Origin of the sequence: Sphingomonas sp. PP-CC-3A-396, assembly GCF_004343105.1 — a bacterium.
GTDB lineage: Bacteria > Pseudomonadota > Alphaproteobacteria > Sphingomonadales > Sphingomonadaceae > Sphingomonas.
This window is the reverse complement of the sequence record NZ_SLYF01000007.1, coordinates 39,174-57,650: the sequence shown is the minus strand read 5'-3', so window position 1 is coordinate 57,650 and position 18,477 is coordinate 39,174. Positions and strand designations below refer to the sequence as shown.

At 66.4% G+C, this 18,477-nt stretch carries 16 protein-coding genes; 7 read left to right on the top strand and 9 right to left on the bottom strand.

The window, feature by feature from the left end; translation table 11 throughout:
• Positions 1-86 precede the first annotated feature (86 nt).
• From C8J40_RS14385 to C8J40_RS14375, 3 genes are all read right to left on the bottom strand, one after another.
• Complete coding sequence (locus C8J40_RS14385) at positions 87-1,145, bottom strand: homocysteine S-methyltransferase family protein (RefSeq protein ID WP_107955208.1); 1,059 nt, start codon at positions 1,143-1,145, stop codon at positions 87-89.
• A gap of 116 nt (positions 1,146-1,261) precedes the next feature.
• Positions 1,262-2,206: a methylenetetrahydrofolate reductase gene (gene metF / locus C8J40_RS14380; RefSeq protein ID WP_132897609.1), complete on the bottom strand. Its 945-nt coding sequence runs from the start codon at positions 2,204-2,206 to the stop codon at positions 1,262-1,264.
• Positions 2,203-3,156, bottom strand: coding sequence for a metalloregulator ArsR/SmtB family transcription factor (locus C8J40_RS14375; protein WP_060526994.1), 954 nt, complete (start codon positions 3,154-3,156; stop codon positions 2,203-2,205). The genes metF and C8J40_RS14375 overlap by 4 nt, the downstream gene beginning before the upstream one ends.
• A gap of 193 nt (positions 3,157-3,349) precedes the next feature.
• On the opposite strand from C8J40_RS14375, the gene C8J40_RS14370 reads away from it, so the two are divergent.
• From C8J40_RS14370 to C8J40_RS14360, 3 genes are read left to right on the top strand one after another with little or no spacing between them, the layout of a single operon-like run.
• The gene (locus C8J40_RS14370) at positions 3,350-3,721 is read left to right on the top strand and encodes a hypothetical protein (protein WP_132739398.1); all 372 of its coding nucleotides are present in this window, start codon (positions 3,350-3,352) and stop codon (positions 3,719-3,721) included.
• Positions 3,722-3,728: 7 nt separating this feature from the next.
• Positions 3,729-4,043: a hypothetical protein gene (locus C8J40_RS20780; RefSeq protein ID WP_243693402.1), complete on the top strand. Its 315-nt coding sequence runs from the start codon at positions 3,729-3,731 to the stop codon at positions 4,041-4,043.
• Positions 4,040-4,987, top strand: a complete 948-nt coding sequence (locus C8J40_RS14360; RefSeq protein WP_132897608.1) for an aldo/keto reductase — start codon at positions 4,040-4,042, stop codon at positions 4,985-4,987. Before C8J40_RS20780 ends, C8J40_RS14360 begins: the two co-directional genes overlap by 4 nt.
• Positions 4,988-5,142: 155 nt before the next feature.
• On the opposite strand, the gene C8J40_RS14355 is transcribed toward C8J40_RS14360, so the two are convergent.
• The 4 genes from C8J40_RS14355 to C8J40_RS14340 are packed head-to-tail and all read right to left on the bottom strand — an operon-like array spanning position 5,143 to position 11,099.
• On the bottom strand, positions 5,143-5,457 hold the full coding sequence (locus tag C8J40_RS14355) for a hypothetical protein (protein ID WP_132897607.1): 315 nt from the start codon (positions 5,455-5,457) through the stop codon (positions 5,143-5,145).
• 48 nt (positions 5,458-5,505) lie between these two features.
• Positions 5,506-7,614 carry a S9 family peptidase gene (locus tag C8J40_RS14350; protein ID WP_207901238.1) on the bottom strand — a complete coding sequence of 703 codons (2,109 nt, stop codon included), beginning with the start codon at positions 7,612-7,614 and terminating at the stop codon, positions 5,506-5,508.
• Positions 7,611-9,686, bottom strand: coding sequence for a S9 family peptidase (locus tag C8J40_RS14345; RefSeq protein WP_132897606.1), 2,076 nt, complete (start codon positions 9,684-9,686; stop codon positions 7,611-7,613). Before C8J40_RS14345 ends, C8J40_RS14350 begins: the two co-directional genes overlap by 4 nt.
• Positions 9,687-9,728: 42 nt before the next feature.
• Positions 9,729-11,099, bottom strand: a complete 1,371-nt coding sequence (locus tag C8J40_RS14340; protein ID WP_132897605.1) for a cytochrome P450 — start codon at positions 11,097-11,099, stop codon at positions 9,729-9,731.
• A gap of 104 nt (positions 11,100-11,203) precedes the next feature.
• On the opposite strand from C8J40_RS14340, the gene C8J40_RS14335 reads away from it, so the two are divergent.
• Complete coding sequence (locus C8J40_RS14335) at positions 11,204-11,983, top strand: SDR family NAD(P)-dependent oxidoreductase (RefSeq protein WP_132897604.1); 780 nt, start codon at positions 11,204-11,206, stop codon at positions 11,981-11,983.
• 254 nt (positions 11,984-12,237) lie between these two features.
• On the opposite strand, the gene C8J40_RS14330 is transcribed toward C8J40_RS14335, so the two are convergent.
• Positions 12,238-13,857 (bottom strand): choline dehydrogenase, encoded by a 1,620-nt coding sequence (locus tag C8J40_RS14330; protein ID WP_132897603.1) that lies wholly within the window; start codon positions 13,855-13,857, stop codon positions 12,238-12,240.
• A gap of 58 nt (positions 13,858-13,915) precedes the next feature.
• Entirely contained in the window at positions 13,916-14,488 is a 573-nt protein-coding gene (locus tag C8J40_RS14325) for a TetR/AcrR family transcriptional regulator (protein WP_207901237.1), read from the bottom strand.
• Between the two features lie 95 nt (positions 14,489-14,583).
• Between C8J40_RS14325 and C8J40_RS14320 the strand changes: the two genes are divergently transcribed.
• Genes C8J40_RS14320 through C8J40_RS14310 form a run of 3 tightly spaced genes read left to right on the top strand, consistent with a single transcriptional unit; the run spans position 14,584 to position 18,469 of the window.
• Positions 14,584-15,837 (top strand): acetyl-CoA C-acetyltransferase, encoded by a 1,254-nt coding sequence (locus tag C8J40_RS14320; protein WP_132739425.1) that lies wholly within the window; start codon positions 14,584-14,586, stop codon positions 15,835-15,837.
• Positions 15,837-17,375, top strand: a complete 1,539-nt coding sequence (locus C8J40_RS14315) for an acyl-CoA synthetase (protein WP_132897601.1) — start codon at positions 15,837-15,839, stop codon at positions 17,373-17,375. The genes C8J40_RS14320 and C8J40_RS14315 overlap by 1 nt, the downstream gene beginning before the upstream one ends.
• Positions 17,372-18,469: an acyl-CoA dehydrogenase family protein gene (locus C8J40_RS14310; RefSeq protein WP_132897600.1), complete on the top strand. Its 1,098-nt coding sequence runs from the start codon at positions 17,372-17,374 to the stop codon at positions 18,467-18,469. The genes C8J40_RS14315 and C8J40_RS14310 overlap by 4 nt, the downstream gene beginning before the upstream one ends.
• The last annotated feature ends 8 nt before the right edge of the window (positions 18,470-18,477 follow it).

Here is an 18,477-nt window from a genome sequence, read left to right as displayed (position 1 = left end):
GGGCGCCCGCCATCCGCGGGCCTAATCGTTGGAGGAGAGCGCGAGCCCACCCCCTGCCCCCTCCCGCTTGCGGGAGGGGAAAGAAGTTACGCCGCCATCGTGAACGGCTCTAGGCCGGCGAGCTTCGTCCGCACTTCAGGCCGCGCCACCGCACGCGGTTCGAGCCCGCGCACGCCGTCGGCCATCGCCTTGATATGCGCCGGCGTCGAGCCACAGCAGCCGCCGAGCACGTTGACCTGTTTCGCCACCGCCCACTCGCCAACCAGCCCCGCCGTCGTCTCCGGCTGCTCGTCATATTCGCCGAGTTCGTTCGGGAGCCCCGCGTTCGGATAGACCATGATCAGCGTGTCCGCGATCGCGCTCAGCGTCTTGACGTGCGGGCGAAGCTGCTCCGCACCGAACGAGCAGTTCAGGCCGATCGTGATCGGCTTGGCGTGCCGCACCGCATGCCAGAACGCCTCGACCGTATGCCCCGAAAGGTTGCGCCCAGACAGATCCGTCAGCGTCATCGACATCATGATCGGCACGTCGCGCCCGAGCGCATCGCCCGCCTCGATCGCCGCCATGATGCCTGCCTTGGCGTTGAGCGTGTCGAACACCGTCTCGATCAGGATGAAGTCGACGCCGACCCCCTCGCCGCCTTCGAGCAGCGCATCGATCTGCTCGCGGTAGACGCCCTTGAGATAATCGAAGTCGATCTCGCGAAAGCCGGGATCGTTGACGTCGGGCGACAGCGACAGCGTCTTGTTGGTCGGCCCGATCGCGCCGGCGACGAAGCGCGGGCGGCCGTCCTTCGCCTCGTACTCGGTTGCGAGCGCACGGGCGATACGCGCGGATTCGACGTTGATCTCGCGCACCAGATGCTCGGCGCCGTAATCGGCCTGCGAGATGACGTTCGCGCTGAACGTGTTGGTCGAAACGATGTCCGACCCCGCCTCCAGATATTCGCGCGTGATCGTTTCGGGGACGTCCGGCTTGGTGATCGCCAGGATGTCGTTGTTGCCCTTCTGGTCGTGGCTCAGGCCGAGCGACCCAGCATAGGCCGCCTCGTCGAGCTTCCAGTTCTGGATCTCGGTACCGAACGCGCCATCGGTGATCAGGATGCGCTTGGCGGCTTCCGCGTTGAAACGTTCACGTGGTGTCATCGTCAATCTCCTCCCCTCCCGCTGGCGGGAGGGGTCGGGGGAGGGAAGTGCCGCAAACGAGACGGTCGGATCGGGCCAGCCCCTCCCCCAAACCCCTCCCGCAGGCGGGAGGGGAATTACGCCGCGGCGACCTTTGTCGCGGGCTTCGCGCGCACACCCAGCATGTGGCAGATCGCGTAGGCCAGTTCCGCGCGGTTTAGCGTGTAGAAGTGGAAATCCTTCACGCCGCCCGCATACAAGCGCCGGCACATTTCCGCCGCGATCGTCGCCGCGACCAGCTGCCGCGCGGAAGGATGATCGTCGAGCCCTTCGAACAACCGGTCCATCCACGCAGGGATCTCCGCACCGCACAGCCCCGCGAACTTCCGCGTCTGCGCGACGTTCGACACTGGCAGGATCCCCGGCAGGATCTGCGCGGTGATCCCCGCCGCCGCGACCCGATCGCGAAACCGGAAATACGCCTCGGGCGAAAAGAAGAACTGCGTGATCGCGCGGGTCGCACCGGCATCGATCTTGCGCTTCAGATTGTCGATATCCGCATCATGCCCGCCCGATTCCGGATGGCATTCGGGATACGCCGCGACCGAAATCTCGAACGGGTGCAGTTTCCGCAAGCCAGCGACCAAAGCCGCCGCATTCTCATAACCGCCGGGATGCGCCTGATACGGCTGGCCGAGCGTCGGCATGTCGCCGCGTAGCGCGACGATGTGCCGCACGCCCGCCGCCCAATATTCCTCGGCGACCTGATCGATCTCGGCCTTGGTCGCCTCGACGCAAGTCAGATGCGCGGCGGCGTTCATCGACGTCTCGCGCTGGATCCGCGCGACCGTCGCATGCGTGCGCTCGCGCGTGGAGCCGCCAGCGCCGTAGGTGACCGATACGAAATCGGGGCCAAGCGGCTCTAGCGTGCGGATCGCCTCCCAGAGCTGCGTTTCCATTTTCTCGCTCTTCGGAGGGAAGAATTCGAAGCTGATACCGACATCACCCGCCAGATCCGCGAACAGCGGTTCTTCGAGCGCGCGGCGCGCTTCGGCCAGTTGGGGGATCGAAATGTTCGTCATGCCGCCTTCACCTCACGCAAGCTCGCGCCGATCTTTCGACCGAGCCATAATTTCACCGTCAACTCACCGCCCTCGAGCGTCTCGACGCGCGCCGTCTGCAAGCCTGCCGCCTCGAACCACGCCGCCATCTGCTCGTCCGCGAACCCGAGACGCGTGTGCGCATCGCGCAACCGCAGTTCCTCGCGGTCGTGGCTCGCGAAGTCGGCGATCAGCAACCGACCGCCGGGCGCGAGCACCCGCGCTGCTTCGCTCACCGCCGCACCGGGCTGCTGCGCGAAGTGGAGCACGTGATGCAGGATCGCGACGTCCGCCGCGGCATCCGCCATCGGCAGCGCGTACAGGTCCGCCTGGCGCAGTTCGGCATGCGTCATGTCGTGCAGCTTGGCCCGCGCGAGCCGCAGCATCTCCGAGCTGCGATCGATCCCGAGCGCGACCGTCGCGCGTCCGCCGAACAGCTCGAGCATCCGACCGGTGCCCGTACCGATATCGATCAGCGTGCCGACCGGCGCGTCGCCCAACACCGCCGCCATAGCCGCCTCGACCTCGCTGTCGGCGACATGCAGCGACCGGATCGCGTCCCACTCGTCGGCATGCCCTTCGAACCACGCCGCAGCACTCGCTGCCCGGTCCGCACGCACCGCCGCAAGCCGCGCCGCATCTGCGACCGCCCAGTGGTCGGGCTCGGCCTTCGCCCAGACATCGAGCGCGCCCGCAACCGGCTCGACCACGTCCGCAGACCCGAGCGCGACGAACACCCAACTGCCTTCCTTGCGACGCTCGGCAAGGCCGGCATCGCACAGGATCTTCACATGGCGTGAGACGCGTGGCTGGCTCTGCCCGAGCACCTGCGCGAGCTCGCCGACCGACAGCTCCATCCGCCGCAACAGCGCGAGAATCCGCAACCGGGTCGCGTCCGCCAAAGCACGGAAGATTTCGAGCGCCATCGTCATGCCATGACATATAAAGAATTCTTTATATGAGGTCAACGCAGGCGTGCGGCTCTTCGACATTGCCATATCCGCCCGCGACTTATCGCATCGCGGCCGATCGTGACGGATCGGAAACGCTTTATCCGCGTTCGATTGCGCTATGGGCTGGGCATTACCCGGTTCACAAGACGACATCCACGGGAGTAGATACCTAATGAAGAAGTTCCTGATCCCCGCCCTGGCGCTCACCGCCGGTCTCGCCGCTTGCAGCAACAACGCGCAGGACCAGACCGCACAGGCCGCCAACGCGATCGCTGCAGACGCCAGCGCCACCACCGCCAATGCCGTAGACGACGTCAGCGCCGCCAGCGACCGCGCGCTGGGTTCGGCCGAGCGCTCGCTCGACAACGCCGGTGCGAAGCTCGACAACGCCACCGACAATCTCGATGTGAAGGCCGATCGCGCCGGTGACCGCATCGAAGCCGGCGCAGACCGCGCAGGCGCCTCGATCAGCAACGGTGCCGACCGCGCCGCCGACGCCACCGGCAACGCGCTGACCCGCGCCGGCAACGCGATCAAGGACTGATCTCTGCATGGACCGCCGCCCGCCTACTATCCCCGTCATCCCAGCGAAAGCTGGGATCTCCCGCTTCGGGTCCCAGCGACTCGAGCGGAAAGATACCAGCGTTCGCTGGTATGACGGACTGGGTTTGGCGGCGGTCCTGTTTCCTGCGTTGCTGGCAGCCTGCTCACCCGCCAGCGATCCCGGCGCCGTCACCGCCGACGAAGCGCATCAGTTGAACGAAGCCGCCGCGATGCTCGATGCCAACAGCGTCGACCTTAACGCGGTCGCTGCCGATCCTGAAGACACCGAAACATCCTCAAATCAAAGCGATCAGACTCGATGACCCTTCGCCGCCTCGGCTCGACCGATCTGAAGATCGCCCCCCTCGTCCTCGGCGGCAACGTGTTCGGCTGGACCGCCGACCGCGCCGCGAGCTTTGCGGTGCTCGACGCGTTCGTCGCCGGCGGCGGCACGATGATCGACACCGCCGACGTGTATTCGGCGTGGGTCGACGGCCACAAGGGCGGCGAATCCGAGAGCATGATCGGCGAATGGCTGAAGGCCAGCGGCAAGCGCGACGACGTGCTGATCGCGACCAAGGTCGGCATGCTGCCCGGCGAAGGCGGCGAGAAGCTTGCCCCCGCGCGTATCGCCGCGGCAGCCGACGCCTCGCTCAAGCGCCTCGGCACCGATCGCATCGATCTGTATTACGCACACCAGGACGACGACTCTCAGACGCAGGACGCCGTCCTCGAAGCGTTCGGTAAGCTGGTCGATGCGGGGAAAGTCCGCGTGATCGGCGCATCGAACTTCCACGCCGCCCGCCTCAAGTCCGCTGTCGAGGCTGCGAAGACGTCGGATCTGCCGCGCTACCATGTGCTCCAGCCCGAATATAACCTCGTCAGCCGGACCAAGTTCGAGGGCGAATTGCAGGATTACTGCGTCACCGAGAATATCGGGGTGCTGCCCTATTACGGTCTCGCCTCCGGCTTCCTGACCGGCAAATACCGCACCAAGGACGATCTCGGCCAGAGTGTTCGCGGCGGCCGGATGGGCGAATTGCTCGAAGGCAAGGGCAAGGCCGTGCTCGACGCGATGGACGCGGTCGTTGAAGCCACTGGTGCGACGCACGCGCAGGTCGCACTTGCCTGGCTGATCGCGCAGCCCGGCGTGACGGCGCCGATCGCCAGCGCCACCAGCGTGAAGCAGATCGAGGACCTGCTGCCCGCGATGACACTGGAACTTACCAAGGACCAGTTGGACTCCCTCACCGAAGCCGGCGCCTGAGGCACAATCCTCCCCCGCCAGGGGGAGGTGGCTGGCACTTGCCAGACGGAGGGGGAGGATAGGGTCGCCGAGGTTGCGTGTTCCGCCCCCTCCGTCACCTTCGGTGCCACCTCCCCCTTGCGGGGGAGGATCGATGGTCTAGCACCCAGCCCTCGTTACTGCCCCCAAGGGCTCGCCGTCTTGGGCACCGACACACCCGGCGTCTTCCCGGAAACGCCATCCAGCCCGGCCAGCGGCAGCGCATCCGCCGCATTCCCGCTCGCGACCGGCACCGACACCAATATCGCGATATCCGCCGCCGTCTCCGGATCAGTCAGCCGGTGAACGATGTCGCGCACCGTCGCAACTTCCCAACCATCGTCATACGGCATCGCGAGCTTGTGACCGACCGCCGGTAGCGCATCGAATTCGTAATCCTCCTGCCGATCCGCCGCAGCCCAGCTCGCGCCCATGAAAATCCGAACCAGCATCCGCGCACCTTCTCGTTTCGATCCGGCACCGCTCCGAGTACCGGGCCGCTATTTAGCCAGCCCAAGTTGTTGCAGCATGAACGCCTGCCACTCGGAATTCTGGCGGTAGCGCTCGAACCGCCCCGACTTGCCGCCATGCCCCGCCTCCATGTTCACCCGGAACAGCAGCGGGTTGGTGTCGGTCTTCATCTCGCGGAGCTTGGCGACCCACTTGGTCGGCTCGTAATATTGGACCTGGCTGTCCCATAGCCCGGTGCCGACATACAGCGCCGGATACGCCTTCGCCTTGACGTTGTCGTACGGCGAATAGCTCAGCATGTAATCGTACGACGCCTTCTGCGCGGGGTTGCCCCATTCGTCATATTCGAACGTCGTCAGCGGGATCGACGCGTCGAGCATCGTCGTCACCACGTCGACGAACGGCACCTGCGCGATGATCAGCTTGTAGTCCGCCGGTGCCATGTTCGCGACGCCGCCCATCAGCAGCCCGCCGGCGCTGCCGCCCATCGCCGCCACGCGGTCCTTCGCCGCGTATTTCTGCGCGACGAGATAGCGGGTGACGTCGATGAAGTCGGTGAAGCTGTTCTTCTTGTTGAGCAGATGCCCGTCGTCATACCAGCCGCGGCCCATCTCCTGCCCGCCGCGGATATGCGCGATCGCGTAGATCACGCCGCGATCGAGCAGGCCGATGCGACCGGGGTCGACGCCCGGATCGCTTGAGATTCCGTAGCTGCCATAGGCGTATTGGAAGAGCGGCGCGGTGCCGTCTCGCTTAGTTCCCTTGGCGTAGACGAGCGACACGGGGATCCGCGTGCCGTCTCGCGCTGGCGCCCAGACGCGTTCGGTGACGTATTTTGCGGGATCGTAACCCGGCACCGGCGCGACCTTCAGCACGCGCCGCTCGCCGGTCTTCGCATTGACCTCGTAGGTGGTCGTCGGGGTGACGAGCGAGCCGTAGGTGTAGCGAACCCAAGGCGTCGCCGTCTCTTCATTCACCTCGAGCGCCATGCGATAGGCAGGTTCGTCGGCGGTGACCGCGGTCGACTTGCCCGCATCGTTCAGCACGCGGATCATCCGGTTGCCGCCCTCGCGCTGGTCGATCGCGACGAACCCGTCGAACGGCTTGAAGCTCTCGATGAAGACGGTGTCGCTGGCGGGAGTCAGGTCGCGCCACGCCGCCGTGCCCTTGGCCAGATCGGCGTCGGCGACGGTGACGAGCTTGTAGTTCTTCGCGTCCTTGTTGGTGCGGACGATCCAGCGGTTGCCGATATGATCCGACCTGTAGCGGAACTCGCGCGCGCGCGGCGCGACGATCGTGAAATTCGTTGGGGCGGCGGCGGGGGCGCAGCGCTGCTCATCACTGACCGTGCTGCTCACGCCGATGCAGACGAACTTATCATCGGAGGTGCGCGAGACGTCGATCGAAAAGGTGTCGTCCTTCTCCTCGTACAGTAGCCGATCGCTCGCAACGGGGGTGCCAAGGACGTGCGCCTTCACACGGTAGCCTCGCAGCGTGACCGGGTCCTTCTCGACGTACAACAACGTCTTGTTGTCATCCGCCCAGACGACGTTCGGCTCTATGTTCGAGAGCATGTCGGCGATCGTTGCGCCGGTCGCGAGGTCCTTCACCTTGAGGACATACTGGCGACGGCCGACGGTGTCTTCGGCCCAGGCAACGCGGCGGTTATCGGGGCTCACTGCCCAGTCACTCAGCGCGAAGAAACTGTGGCCCTTCGCCATCGCCGGTTCGTCGAACAGCGTTTCGGCGGGCGCGGTGCGGCTACCCTTGCGCCGTTCGAGGATCGGGTAATCCGCCCCGGTCTGGAACCGCGAGCCGTAATAATAGCCGTTCTTGGCATACGGCACCGAGCTGTCGTCCTGCCTGATGTGCGAGACGGTCTCTTCGTACAGCTTGGCCTGGAGCGGCTTCAGCGACGCGAGTTGCGCATCGGCATAGGCGTTCTCCGCGGCGAGATAGGCGAGCATCTCCGGGTTCTTCCGCGTGTCATCGCGCAGCCAGTAATAATCGTCCTCGCGCGCGCCGTTGGGCGACGTCACCTGGAACTGCTTCTTCGCAACGCGCGGGGGCTGGACCTGCGCGACCGCCGCCGTCGAGACCAGCGCAACGCCGGCGAGCATCATGTACCGTATCGTCATCGTGCTGCTCCCTGTGTTGCTGCCGTTGCTGTGGGCGGCTTCCGGTATCGATCGAACCAGGCGATGATCGCCGACGCCTTCGCCGCGGATTGCGATGGGCGAGCGGCGAGGCCACCGTGGCTCGCGCCTGGCACTTTTACCAGCGCGGTGGGGACGCCGCGGATCTGGAGTGCCGCATAATATTGCTCGGACTCGCTGACCGGCGTCCGGTAATCGTCTCCGCCGACCACCACCAATGTCGGCGTCTTGACGTTGCCGACCAGGCTCAGCGGCGATCGGTTCCAATAGCTCATCGGATCCTCCCACGGCAGCTTGGTGAACCAGTAGCGCGAGGTGAACAGCGTGTTGTCCATCGTCAGCGCCTCGCTGATCCAGTTGATTACCGGCTTTTGTGTTGCGGCGGCCTTGAACCGGTCGGTCTTGCCGACGATCCACGCGGTCAGCAGCCCGCCGCCCGAACCGCCAGTCACGAACAGATTGTCGGGATCGGCCGTGCCCTCCGCGATCGCCGCGTCGACCGAGGCGATCAGGTCGTCGTAATCGGCAGCGGGATAGGTCTTGTCGATCAGGTTGGCGAACTCGGCGCCGTAGGAGGTCGAACCGCGCGGGTTGGTCCAAAGCACCGCGTAGCCGGCGGCGGCGTACAGCTGCATGTCGGTCGCGAAACCGGGGCCATAGGCGGCGTTGGGCCCGCCATGAATTTCGAGGATCAGCGGCACGCGCTGGCCTGCGACACGGCCCGGCGGGGTGGCGAGCCAAGCGTCGATCGGCCGACCATCGGGTGCGGTCACAGCGATCTTCCGCACCGGCGCCAGCGCCTTCGATCCGGTCAGCACCGCGTTGAGCGTCGTCAGGCGTCGCGGCTTGCCGCCCGCCAGCACCCAGACATCGGCGGGCGCGCTCGCATCCCCGCCGGTATAGGCGATCGTCCCGCCCTTCGAGACCGAGAACTCGCCGCCGGTATAGGGCCGGTCGAGCCCGCCGCCCGCGACATTGTCGATCAGCGGCGTGACGCGGCCATCGACACCGACGCGTGCGACGCGGCGCTGGCCGTGATCGTCGTAGCTTGCATACAGGCTGCGGCCATCGGCGGACCACACTGCGTCCTCGATCGCGCGGTCGAGCGTTGCGGTCAGCGAGCGGGGCGAGGCGGCGTCGCGGTCGCCGACATAGAGTTGCGTGTTCTCATAGCTGCGGCGCTTGTCGTCGAAGCCAAGCCAGGCGATCTTGCTGCCGTCCGGCGACACGCGCGGCTGGGCATCGGGGCCGTCGCGCGTCGTCAGCGTTCGCATCGTGCCGCTGCCCGCATCGACCGCGATCACGTCGGAGTTCATCACCTGCCGGTCGGCGGCTGGTCCGCGGATCGCAGCGAACACGATGCTGCGGCCATCGGGCGTCCACGACAGCGGACCGCCGTCGTCGAACTTGCCGTATGTCAGTTGCCTCGCGGCGCCGCCATCGGCACCGACCACGAAGAGGTGATCGTATCCCGGCTTGACATAGCCCGGCCCGTCGTTGCGATAGTTGACCCGGTCGATGATCGTCAGCGGCTCGGCCCATTTCGCGCCCTCGGGCTTGGGCGGTTGCGTACCGAGCTTGGTTCCCTCGCCCGCTACGGTCGCGATATAGGCGAGTTTCGTCCCGTCCGGCGACCAGGCGAGCGCCTGCGGATCGCCGGGGAAACTGGTCACGCGCGCGCTCTGCGCACCGCCGATCCAACGGACGAACAGCTGTGATCCCTCGCCGTCGCGCGCGGCATAGGCGATCCGCGCACCATCGGGCGACCAGCGTGGGCTGCTGCCGTCGGTCGCGAACGGCGTCTGGCGACCGCTCGCGACGTCGATCAACCACAGCGACGACTGCATCTTGTCGGTCATCACGTCGCCGGTGCGGCGGACATAGACGATCGTCTTGCCGTCCGGGCTGATCTGCGGATCAGCCGCGATCGTCAGCCCGAACAGGTCGCTGCCGGTGAAGCTGCGCGTCGGGCCGTCAGGCGTGGGCGCGGCCGGCTGTTGCTGGGCAAAGGCCGGCGTTGCCGCGAGCAGGAGGAGGGCAAGGGTCAAGCGCAACGAACGGCTCCTTCGAATGAACCGCGCGAAGATGACACACTATTACGGGGTGGCAAGCGGTACGAACGTCACCGGCAAACCATCCTTCGGGCGCGGGATCGGGAAGACCTGCCACGCATCGCCGCTGCCCGCCGCCGCCTCGATCCGGTAGCGCGTCAGCAGATGCGCGATCAGCAGCCGCATCTGCATCGTCGCGAAGTGCAAGCCGATGCACATATGCGCGCCGCCCCCGAACGGCACCCACGCGAACCGGTGGCGGCCCTTCGACGCCTCGGGCGTGAAGCGCAGCGGGTCGAACCGCTCGGGATCGGGCCAGTATTCGGCCATCCGGTGCGTATAGGTGATCGCCGTCCCGACGCTCGTCCCAGCCGGAATGTCGAACCCGCCGAAACTGAAGTCCTTCAGCGCGCGGCGCGGGATCGACGGGACCGGCGGCATCATCCGCAGCGATTCCTTGAACGCGTATTCGGTGAGGATCAGGCGATCGAGCTGCTCGGTCAGCGGCAGCGCCGTATCCAGCGCGGCGACTTCCTCGCGCAGCCGCTCCTGCCAGTCCGGATTGCGTGCGAGCAGCATCACGAGGCTGGTCGCGGAGGACGTGATCGTGTCGTGCGCCGCCATCATCAGGAAGTTCATGTGATCGGCGATCGCCAGCGCGGTCAGCGGCGCGCCGTCGTCATCGGTCGCACGGCAGAATTGCGAGAAGAAGTCCTGGCCCTCACCGGTCCGCCGCGCAGGAATCTCCCGCTCGAAAAAGTCGACCAGATACGCGCGCGCCTTCACGCCCTTGCGCATCTGCGTGCCGGGCCAGGGTTTGCGGATCGGCGACACGCTCGCCTGCACCTCGTCGACGAACGCCTGGTTGATCCGATCCGCCTCCGCACCGAGCGGCACGCCGAGGAAGCTGGTCGCAGCGAGATCGAGCGTGAGCGTCTTCACCACGTCGTAGAAGCGCAACGTCTGCCCGGCCCAGCCACCGATCGCGGCCTCGATTCCCGCATCGAGTTCGGTCGCATAATGCCGCATCGGCTCGGGTTTGAACGCGACCGACAACGTCTTCCGGTCGGCGCGATGCTTGTCGAAATCCATCAGCATCAGGCCGCGCGGGAACAGCAGGTTGAGCACCGGCCCCCAGCCCTGTTCGGACGAGAAGATCTTGTCGCGATCGAACAGCACCAGTTCGTTCGCGTCGGGCCCGAGCAGGTTCACGCCGGTGCCACCAAGCGCACGATTGCGATACACCGGGCCGTACCGCGCCGCCATGTCTTCCGAGAACGCGATCGGATCGGCGAGCAACTTGAAGGTGTTGCCGACGAATGGCAGGCCGTAATTGCCTGGGATGTGATCGAGCGCGCCCTTTCGCTGACGCGGGAGCCAGTGCGGGCTGGCGTTCTGCAACATGGCGTGGCTCATCGGCGGATCCTCAGCGACATGCCGGCTTGGCAAGCCCAGGATACGGGCATAACTAATGTTCTGCAACCGGGACACGAATCTCGGGGCTTTGACAGGAGAGATGCATGGACCTCGCAAACAAGGCTGCCGTCGTGACCGGCGGCGCATCGGGCCTGGGCGCCGCCACCGCACGCGCGCTGGCCGCCAAGGGCGTCAAGGTGGCGATCTTCGATCTCCAGGCTGACAAGGGCGAAGCGCTCGCGGACGAGATCGGCGGCGTGTTCTGCAAGGTCGACGTGACGTCCGACGACAGCGTCGATGCCGGGCTCGCGGCGGCACGCGCCGCACACGGCCAGGAGCAAATCCTCGTGAATTGCGCCGGCACCGGCAATGCGGCGAAGACCGCGGGACGATCGAAGCAGGACGGCTCGATCAAGCATTTCCCGCTCGATGCATTCGATCGGATCATCCAGATCAACCTGGTCGGCACGTTCCGCTGCCTCGCCAAATCGGCAGCAGGCATGTTGACTCTGGAACCCGGCGAGGACGGCGAGCGCGGCGCGATCGTCAACACCGCGAGCGCCGCGGCGGAGGACGGCCAGATGGGCCAGGCCGCCTATTCCGCCTCGAAGGCCGGCGTGGTCGGCATGACGCTGCCGATCGCACGCGACCTGATGAGCGAGGGCATCCGCGTCAACACGATCCTGCCGGGGATCTTCGACACCCCGTTGCTGGCCGCAGCCCCGCAGCAAGTCCGCGATGCGCTGGCCGCATCGGTGCCGTTTCCGAAGCGCCTCGGCCGGCCGGAAGAGTTTGCGGCGCTGGCGCTGACGATGATCGAATGTGGGTATTTCAATGGGGAAGACGTGCGGCTGGATGGCGCTATCCGGATGGCGCCGCGGTAAAGATGGCCCCACCCTTCCCACGGCCGGGCGTTCGCGGGCTCCTTTGGGAGAGGACCACAAAGACGGCGATGGGTGAGGATGGACACGTGCGCGGGGTACCAACCTCCACCCCGGCGGAGGCCGGGGCCCAATTGGGGGACGTTGGTAACTGAGGTCCGTGCTTCGTTACTGCGACCTTTCCAATTGGGCCCCGGCCTCCGCCGGGGTGGTATCTATTGAGCGGAGGTAGTGCTCGGTTTAGCGGGACGTTGCCCTCAAGCCGCCCGAGCCAATTGCCGCCCCTTGATCATGTCCGCCGCCTTCTCCGCGATCATGATCGTCGGCGCGTTGGTGTTCGACCCGATCAGCGTCGGCATCACCGACGCGTCCACCACCCGCAGCCCCTGCAACCCGCGCACCGCCAACGTCGCATCGACCACCGCCAGCTTATCGTCCGAAGTGCCCATCTTGCACGTCCCCACCGGGTGGTAGATCGTCTCCGCCGTCCGCCTTACCCAGGCGTCGATCTCGTCGTCGGTCCGGACGTCCTCGCCCGGCGACAATTCCCCCGCCCGGTACGGATCAAGCGCCGCCTGCCGCGCCACATCACGCCCGATTCCGACGCAGGCGCGCATCACCCGACGATCCTCCGCGGTCGCGAGATAGTTCGCGACGATCACCGGATCGGCGAACGGATCGGCCGAGCGCAGCCCGATCCGCCCCCGGCTTTCCGGCCGCAACTGGCAGAGATGCAGCGTGAAGCCGTCCTCGGTCGCCTTGACCTTGCCGTGGTCCTGCATGATCGCGAGCACCGCGTGGATCTGCACGTCGGGCCGCGACAGCCCCTCGCGCGACGACACGAACGCGCCCGCCTCGAGGAACTGCTGCCGCCCCGCCCCCTTGCCGCGCAACAAATAGTTGAGTCCGACGCCGATCATCCCGACGCCCTTGGTCATCGCATAGCCGGTGCGCAGCCCGCGCGACTTCCAGTTCATCACCACGTCGAGATGATCCTGCAAATTCTCCCCGACACCCGGCAGCGCATGCACGACGCCTACCCCTGCCGCGGTCAGCCGATCCGGATCGCCGATCCCCGACAACTGGAGGATGTGCGGCGACTGCACTGCCCCCGCGCACAACAGCACTTCACGCGCCGCGGTCACCGACTCCGCCCGTGCCCCCTTGTCGAGCACATAGTCGACACCGACCGCACGCCCCTTGTCGATCCGGATCCGCGTCGTCCGCGCGCCCGTGACGCAGGTCAGGTTGCGCCGCGACAATACCGGCCGCAGATACGCCGCCGCAGTACTCCAGCGCTTCCCGTCCGCCACCGTCAGGTCGTAGCGACCGAAGCCCTCCTGGCTCGCGCCGTTGAAATCCTCTGTCACCGGATAGCCCGCCTGCCGCCCTGCCTCGACCAGCGCATCGTAGAACGGGCTGTCGGACTCGCCGCCCGAGATCGTCAGCGGCCCGCCGCCGCCGTGCAGATCGCACTCACCGCGATGATGGCCCTCGAGCCGCTTGAAATATGGCAGCACGTCGTCGAACGACCAGCCCGGCAAGCCCATCTGCCGCCACTCGTCATAATCCTGCGGATGTCCCCGCGTGTAGATCATGCCGTTGATCGACGAACTACCGCCCAGCCCCTTGCCGCGTGGCCACCACAGCCGACGGTTGTCGAGATGCGGCTCGGGCTCGGTCGAAAAGCCCCAGTTGCTCGCATTCTTGCTCTTTATAAGCTCGCCGACCCCCGCCGGCATCCGCACCAGCACGCCGTCGTTGCGCCCGCCCGCCTCGAGCAGCAGCACGCTCACATCGGGGTCCTCGGTCAGTCGCGCGGCGAGCACACAGCCGGCCGAGCCCGCGCCGATAATTACGTAGTCATACGTCTGCATGCCCGCATCCTCTTGTTCACGCTCCGCTTTTCTTACGGAGTCGCGTCAGTTCGCTACGCTAGCGCTCGCACAGCAGGGTCAGCAATCCCTCACGCAACACGCTACGCTCGATCTCTTCGGCCGCAGCGACCTGGCTAAGCCCGATTGCCAAGAGCGCGTAACCCCGAATCCCTGCCTCAACCGGCTCGAACCCATGTGCCACGAGTTGCTCGACGAGGAACGCCATTACCTTGTCGTCATGCTCGCGGATCGCCGCCGCCACCCGCGCGTCGCTTTTCGCCCAGGCGCGCATCGCCAAGGCCAGCTGGGCCATGTCGTGGTCGCGAACATGATCCGCGAATGCCCGAATGCGCTCGACCGGTGGAAGCTCCGACGCGGACAGCGTGACGATCAACGGATCGATATGCGCTTCGACGAAATACCCGGCGAGCGCCGCGTGATATCCATCGAAGTCTTTGAAATGATGATAGAAGCTTCCCGTCGACGCACCGAGCGCCTGCGCCAGGCCGCGGAGTTTCAGCGCGCGGAGCCCGCCGTCCTTCAGCAACTGCAGGCCAATTTCCAACCAGTCGCGCGGCGCCAGATCAGCGCGTGGTGCCGCCCCGTCTTCCAACAATACCCTGCTTGACAAGCCATTCCCCATAACGAATGTTACGTCGTACCGAAGCCGGACGCAATCCGGCTCAGGCACCACGACCGAACCGGCGGGTGCAACAGGAGAGCGATGTGGCCGAGGCACTGATCATCGACGCCGTCCGTACCCCGCGCGGTATCGGCAAGACCGGCAAGGGCGCGCTTGCGCACATGCACCCCCAACATCTTGCCGCGACCGTCCTGAAGGCGATTGCCGAGCGAAACAAGCTGGATACCGCCGATGTCGACGACATCATCTGGTCGACCTCGACGCAGCGCGGCGAGCAGAGCGGCGATCTCGGGCGGATGGCGGCGCTCGACGCGGGCTATGATGTCAAGGCGAGCGGGACGACGCTCGACCGGTTCTGCGGCGGCGGGATCACGGCGGTGAACTTCGCCGCGGCGCAGATCATGAGCGGGATGGAAGACCTGGTCATCGCCGGGGGGACCGAGATGATGTCGCTCACCACGACGATGATGCAGGACGACATGGCGGCGGGTAAGCGACCGCTCGGCATCGGCTCGGGCAACGCACGGCTAGACGCGGCGCATCCGCAATCGAACCAGGGCATCTGCGCCGACGCGATCGCCAGTATCGAAGGGATCGACCGCGAAACGCTCGAAGCGCTTGGGCTGGAAAGCCAGCGCCGTGCCGCGGTAGCGATCGCCGAAGGGCGGTTCGATCGCAGCCTCGTGCCGGTCACCGACGATACCGGTGCGCTGGTGCTCGAGAAGGATGAATATCCGCGTCCCGATACGACCGCCGAGGGCCTCGCGGCGTTGCGCCCTTCGTTTGCCGGGATTGCCGACATACCGCTCGACGACAAGGGCACGACGTACCGCAAGCAGATCAACCGCCGCTATCCCGACGTCGATATCAAGCACGTCCATCACGCCGGCAATTCGTCGGGCGTGGTCGACGGCGCCGCCGCCGTGCTGCTCGCCAGCGCCGACTATGCCGCCAAGCACGGACTGAAACCGCGCGCGCGGATCGTCGCGATGGCGAACATGGGCGACGACCCGACGCTGATGCTCAACGCCCCCGTCCCGGCCGCACGAAAAGTGCTGGCGAAGGCTGGGCTGACGGTCGACGACATCGATCTGTGGGAGATCAACGAGGCGTTCGCGGTGGTCGCCGAGAAGTTCATCCGCGACCTGAAACTCGACCGTGACAAGGTGAACGTCAACGGCGGCTCGATCGCGCTCGGCCATCCGATCGGCGCGACCGGCGCGATCCTGATCGGCACGATCCTGGACGAACTCGAACGCCGCGACCTGAAGCGCGGGCTCGTGACGATGTGCGCGGGCGGCGGGATGGCCCCGGCGATCATCATCGAGCGCGTCTGATGCACCCCGTCGCGCACGCGCTGACGACGCCCGACAAGCCCGCCTATATCATGGCGGCGACGGGCGAGACGGTGACGTATCGCGACTTAGATGTGCGGGCGAACCAGGGCGCGCACCTGCTCCGCTCGCTCGGGCTGAAGCGCGGCGACGGCATCGCCGTGCTGATGGACAATTCGCCGCGCTATCTGGAGGTGATGTGGGCGGCGGAACGCACCGGTGTCTATTGCACCTGCCTGTCGTCCAAACTGACCGCGAGCGAGGCGGCGTACATCATCCGCGACGGCGATTGCCGCGTGTTGATCGCGAGCAAGGGGTGCGCGGAGGTTGCGGGGACGCTGGCACCGATGCTGGAAGACGTGGCGCGCTACATGGTCGACGGCACGATCGAGGGTTACGAACCTTACGAAACCGCACGCGATGCGATGCCCGCCACACCGATCGCCGACCCATCACCCGGCGGCATCCTGCTCTATTCGTCAGGCACCACCGGCAAACCCAAGGGGGTCAAGCACGCGTTGTCGGACGAGCCGTTCGGGACCAACGTCTCGCCGCTCGTGATGCTCGGCAAGGGGTTGTACGGGTTCACGCCCGAGATGGTCTATCTCTCACCTGCGCCGCTCTATCACGCCGCGCCGCTGCGCTGGTCGATGGCCGTGCACCAGGTCGGCGGCACCGTCGTCGTGATGGAGCATTTCGACCCGGAAGCCGCGCTCGCCGCGATCGAACGGTTCCACGTCACGCACGCGCAATGGGTGCCGACGCACTTCATCCGCCTGCTGAAACTCCCGCCCGAAGTCCGCGCGCGCTACGACGTGTCGTCGCTGAAAGCCGTATGGCACGCCGCGGCCCCCTGCCCGCTCCCGGTCAAACAGGCGATGATCGACTGGTGGGGCCCGATCATCGGCGAATATTACGCGGGTACCGAAGGCAACGGGTTCTGCGCGATCTCCAGCGCGGAATGGCTGGCGCACAAGGGCTCGGTCGGCCGCAATCTGACCGCGCAGACGATGATCTGCGACGAGGAGGGCAACGCACTACCGCCGCGCGCTGAAGGCGACGTCTATTTCGCTGGCGGCGGCGCGTTCGAATATCACAATGATCCCGCCAAGACCGCGAAGGCCGCCAACGCACACGGCTGGACGACGCTCGGCGACGTCGGCTGGCTCGACGATGAGGGCTATCTCTACCTCACCGACCGCAAGAGCTTCATGATCATCTCGGGCGGCGTGAACATCTATCCCGCCGAGATCGAGAATTTGCTCGTCACCCATCCGAAGGTCGCCGACGTCGCGGTGATCGGCGCACCCGACGACGAGATGGGCGAACAGGTGGTGGCGATAATCTGCCCCGCCGACCCGACCGAGGACCGCGCGCAGCTCGCGGCCGAACTCAGCGCGTTCGCCCGCGCGAACCTCAGCCACGTCAAGGCGCCACGCCGGATCGACTTCCGCGACACGCTGCCGCGGCATGAGACGGGCAAGCTCTACAAGCGCCTGCTCCGCGACGAATATTGGGCGAAGCCTAAGGAGTCCGCATGAACTTCGATTATTCCGACGACCAGAAATTTCTCAAGGACGAAGCGCGCAAGTTCCTGACGGCGCACTGCGGCAGCGAGCGGGTCCGCGCGGTGCTCGACGACCCCGCCAAAGCGTATGACGCAGACCTGTGGAAAGCGGTCGGCGCACAAGGCTGGCTCGGCGCGGCGATCCCGGAGGAGTTCGGCGGGCTGGGCCTCGGCCATATCGAACTGTGCGCGATCGCCGAGGAACTGGGCCGCGCCTGTGCGCCGATCCCGTTCGCCTCGACCGTGTATTTCGTGGCCGAAGCCTTGATGCTCTACGGCAGCGACACCCAGAAGGTCCGATGGCTGCCGAGGATCGCGGCAGGTGACGTCATCGGTGCGTTCGCGACGTCGGAAGGCGCCGGCCCCGTCGCTGCGCGCTCGGTCCGCACCACCGTCTCGGCCGGCAAGCTCACCGGCGAGAAGATCCCCGTCACCGACGGCGACGTCGCCGACCTGATCGTTGTCCTCGCGCGCGACGGCCTCTACCTCGTCGAGAACGGCGCAGGCGTCACCGCGGAAGTGCTCGAAACGCTAGACCCCACCCGCAGCGCCGCCCGCCTCACCTTCACCGACGCGCCTTGCGAGAAGCTCGGCACCGACGACGGCATCGCCGCGATGCAGACGGTGTTCGACCGCGCCGCCGTCCTCCTCGCGTTCGAGCAGCTCGGCGGTGCGGATCGCTGTCTTGAGATGGCGAAAGGCTACGCGCTCGATCGCTACGCCTTCGGGCGGCAGATCGGCGGGTACCAGGCGATCAAGCACAAGCTCGCTGACATGTACGTCAAGAACGAACTCGCGCGCTCCAATGCCTATTACGGCGCGTGGGCGCTGAATGCGGGCGCCGCCGAACTCCCGCTCGCCGCCGCCACGGCGCGCGTCGCCGCCTCCGACGCCTATTGGTTCGCGTCGAAGGAAAACATCCAGACGCACGGTGGGATGGGCTTCACCTGGGAATCCGACTGCCACCTCTATTACCGCCGCTCGCGCCAGCTCGCGCTCGTCGCCGGCAGCCCCGCGGCGTGGCGCGAACGCCTCGTCGGCCAACTCGAAATGCGCAACGCCGCCTGAAAGGACGA

Excerpts from the sequence above, each read along its gene's own strand:
- C8J40_RS14375 (WP_060526994.1), bottom strand. The coding sequence starts at position 3,156 with ATGACGATGGCGCTCGAAATCTTCCGTGCTTTGGCGGACGCGACCCGG.
- C8J40_RS14315 (WP_132897601.1), top strand. The coding sequence starts at position 15,837 with ATGCACCCCGTCGCGCACGCGCTGACGACGCCCGACAAGCCCGCCTAT.
- C8J40_RS14355 (WP_132897607.1), bottom strand. The coding sequence starts at position 5,457 with ATGCTGGTTCGGATTTTCATGGGCGCGAGCTGGGCTGCGGCGGATCGG.
- metF (WP_132897609.1), bottom strand. The coding sequence starts at position 2,206 with ATGACGAACATTTCGATCCCCCAACTGGCCGAAGCGCGCCGCGCGCTC.
- C8J40_RS14335 (WP_132897604.1), top strand. The coding sequence starts at position 11,204 with ATGGACCTCGCAAACAAGGCTGCCGTCGTGACCGGCGGCGCATCGGGC.
- C8J40_RS14330 (WP_132897603.1), bottom strand. The coding sequence starts at position 13,857 with ATGCAGACGTATGACTACGTAATTATCGGCGCGGGCTCGGCCGGCTGT.
- C8J40_RS14310 (WP_132897600.1), top strand. The coding sequence starts at position 17,372 with ATGAACTTCGATTATTCCGACGACCAGAAATTTCTCAAGGACGAAGCG.
- C8J40_RS20780 (WP_243693402.1), top strand. The coding sequence starts at position 3,729 with ATGGACCGCCGCCCGCCTACTATCCCCGTCATCCCAGCGAAAGCTGGG.
- C8J40_RS14350 (WP_207901238.1), bottom strand. The coding sequence starts at position 7,614 with ATGACGATACGGTACATGATGCTCGCCGGCGTTGCGCTGGTCTCGACG.
- C8J40_RS14340 (WP_132897605.1), bottom strand. The coding sequence starts at position 11,099 with ATGAGCCACGCCATGTTGCAGAACGCCAGCCCGCACTGGCTCCCGCGT.
- C8J40_RS14360 (WP_132897608.1), top strand. The coding sequence starts at position 4,040 with ATGACCCTTCGCCGCCTCGGCTCGACCGATCTGAAGATCGCCCCCCTC.
- C8J40_RS14385 (WP_107955208.1), bottom strand. The coding sequence starts at position 1,145 with ATGACACCACGTGAACGTTTCAACGCGGAAGCCGCCAAGCGCATCCTG.
- C8J40_RS14370 (WP_132739398.1), top strand. The coding sequence starts at position 3,350 with ATGAAGAAGTTCCTGATCCCCGCCCTGGCGCTCACCGCCGGTCTCGCC.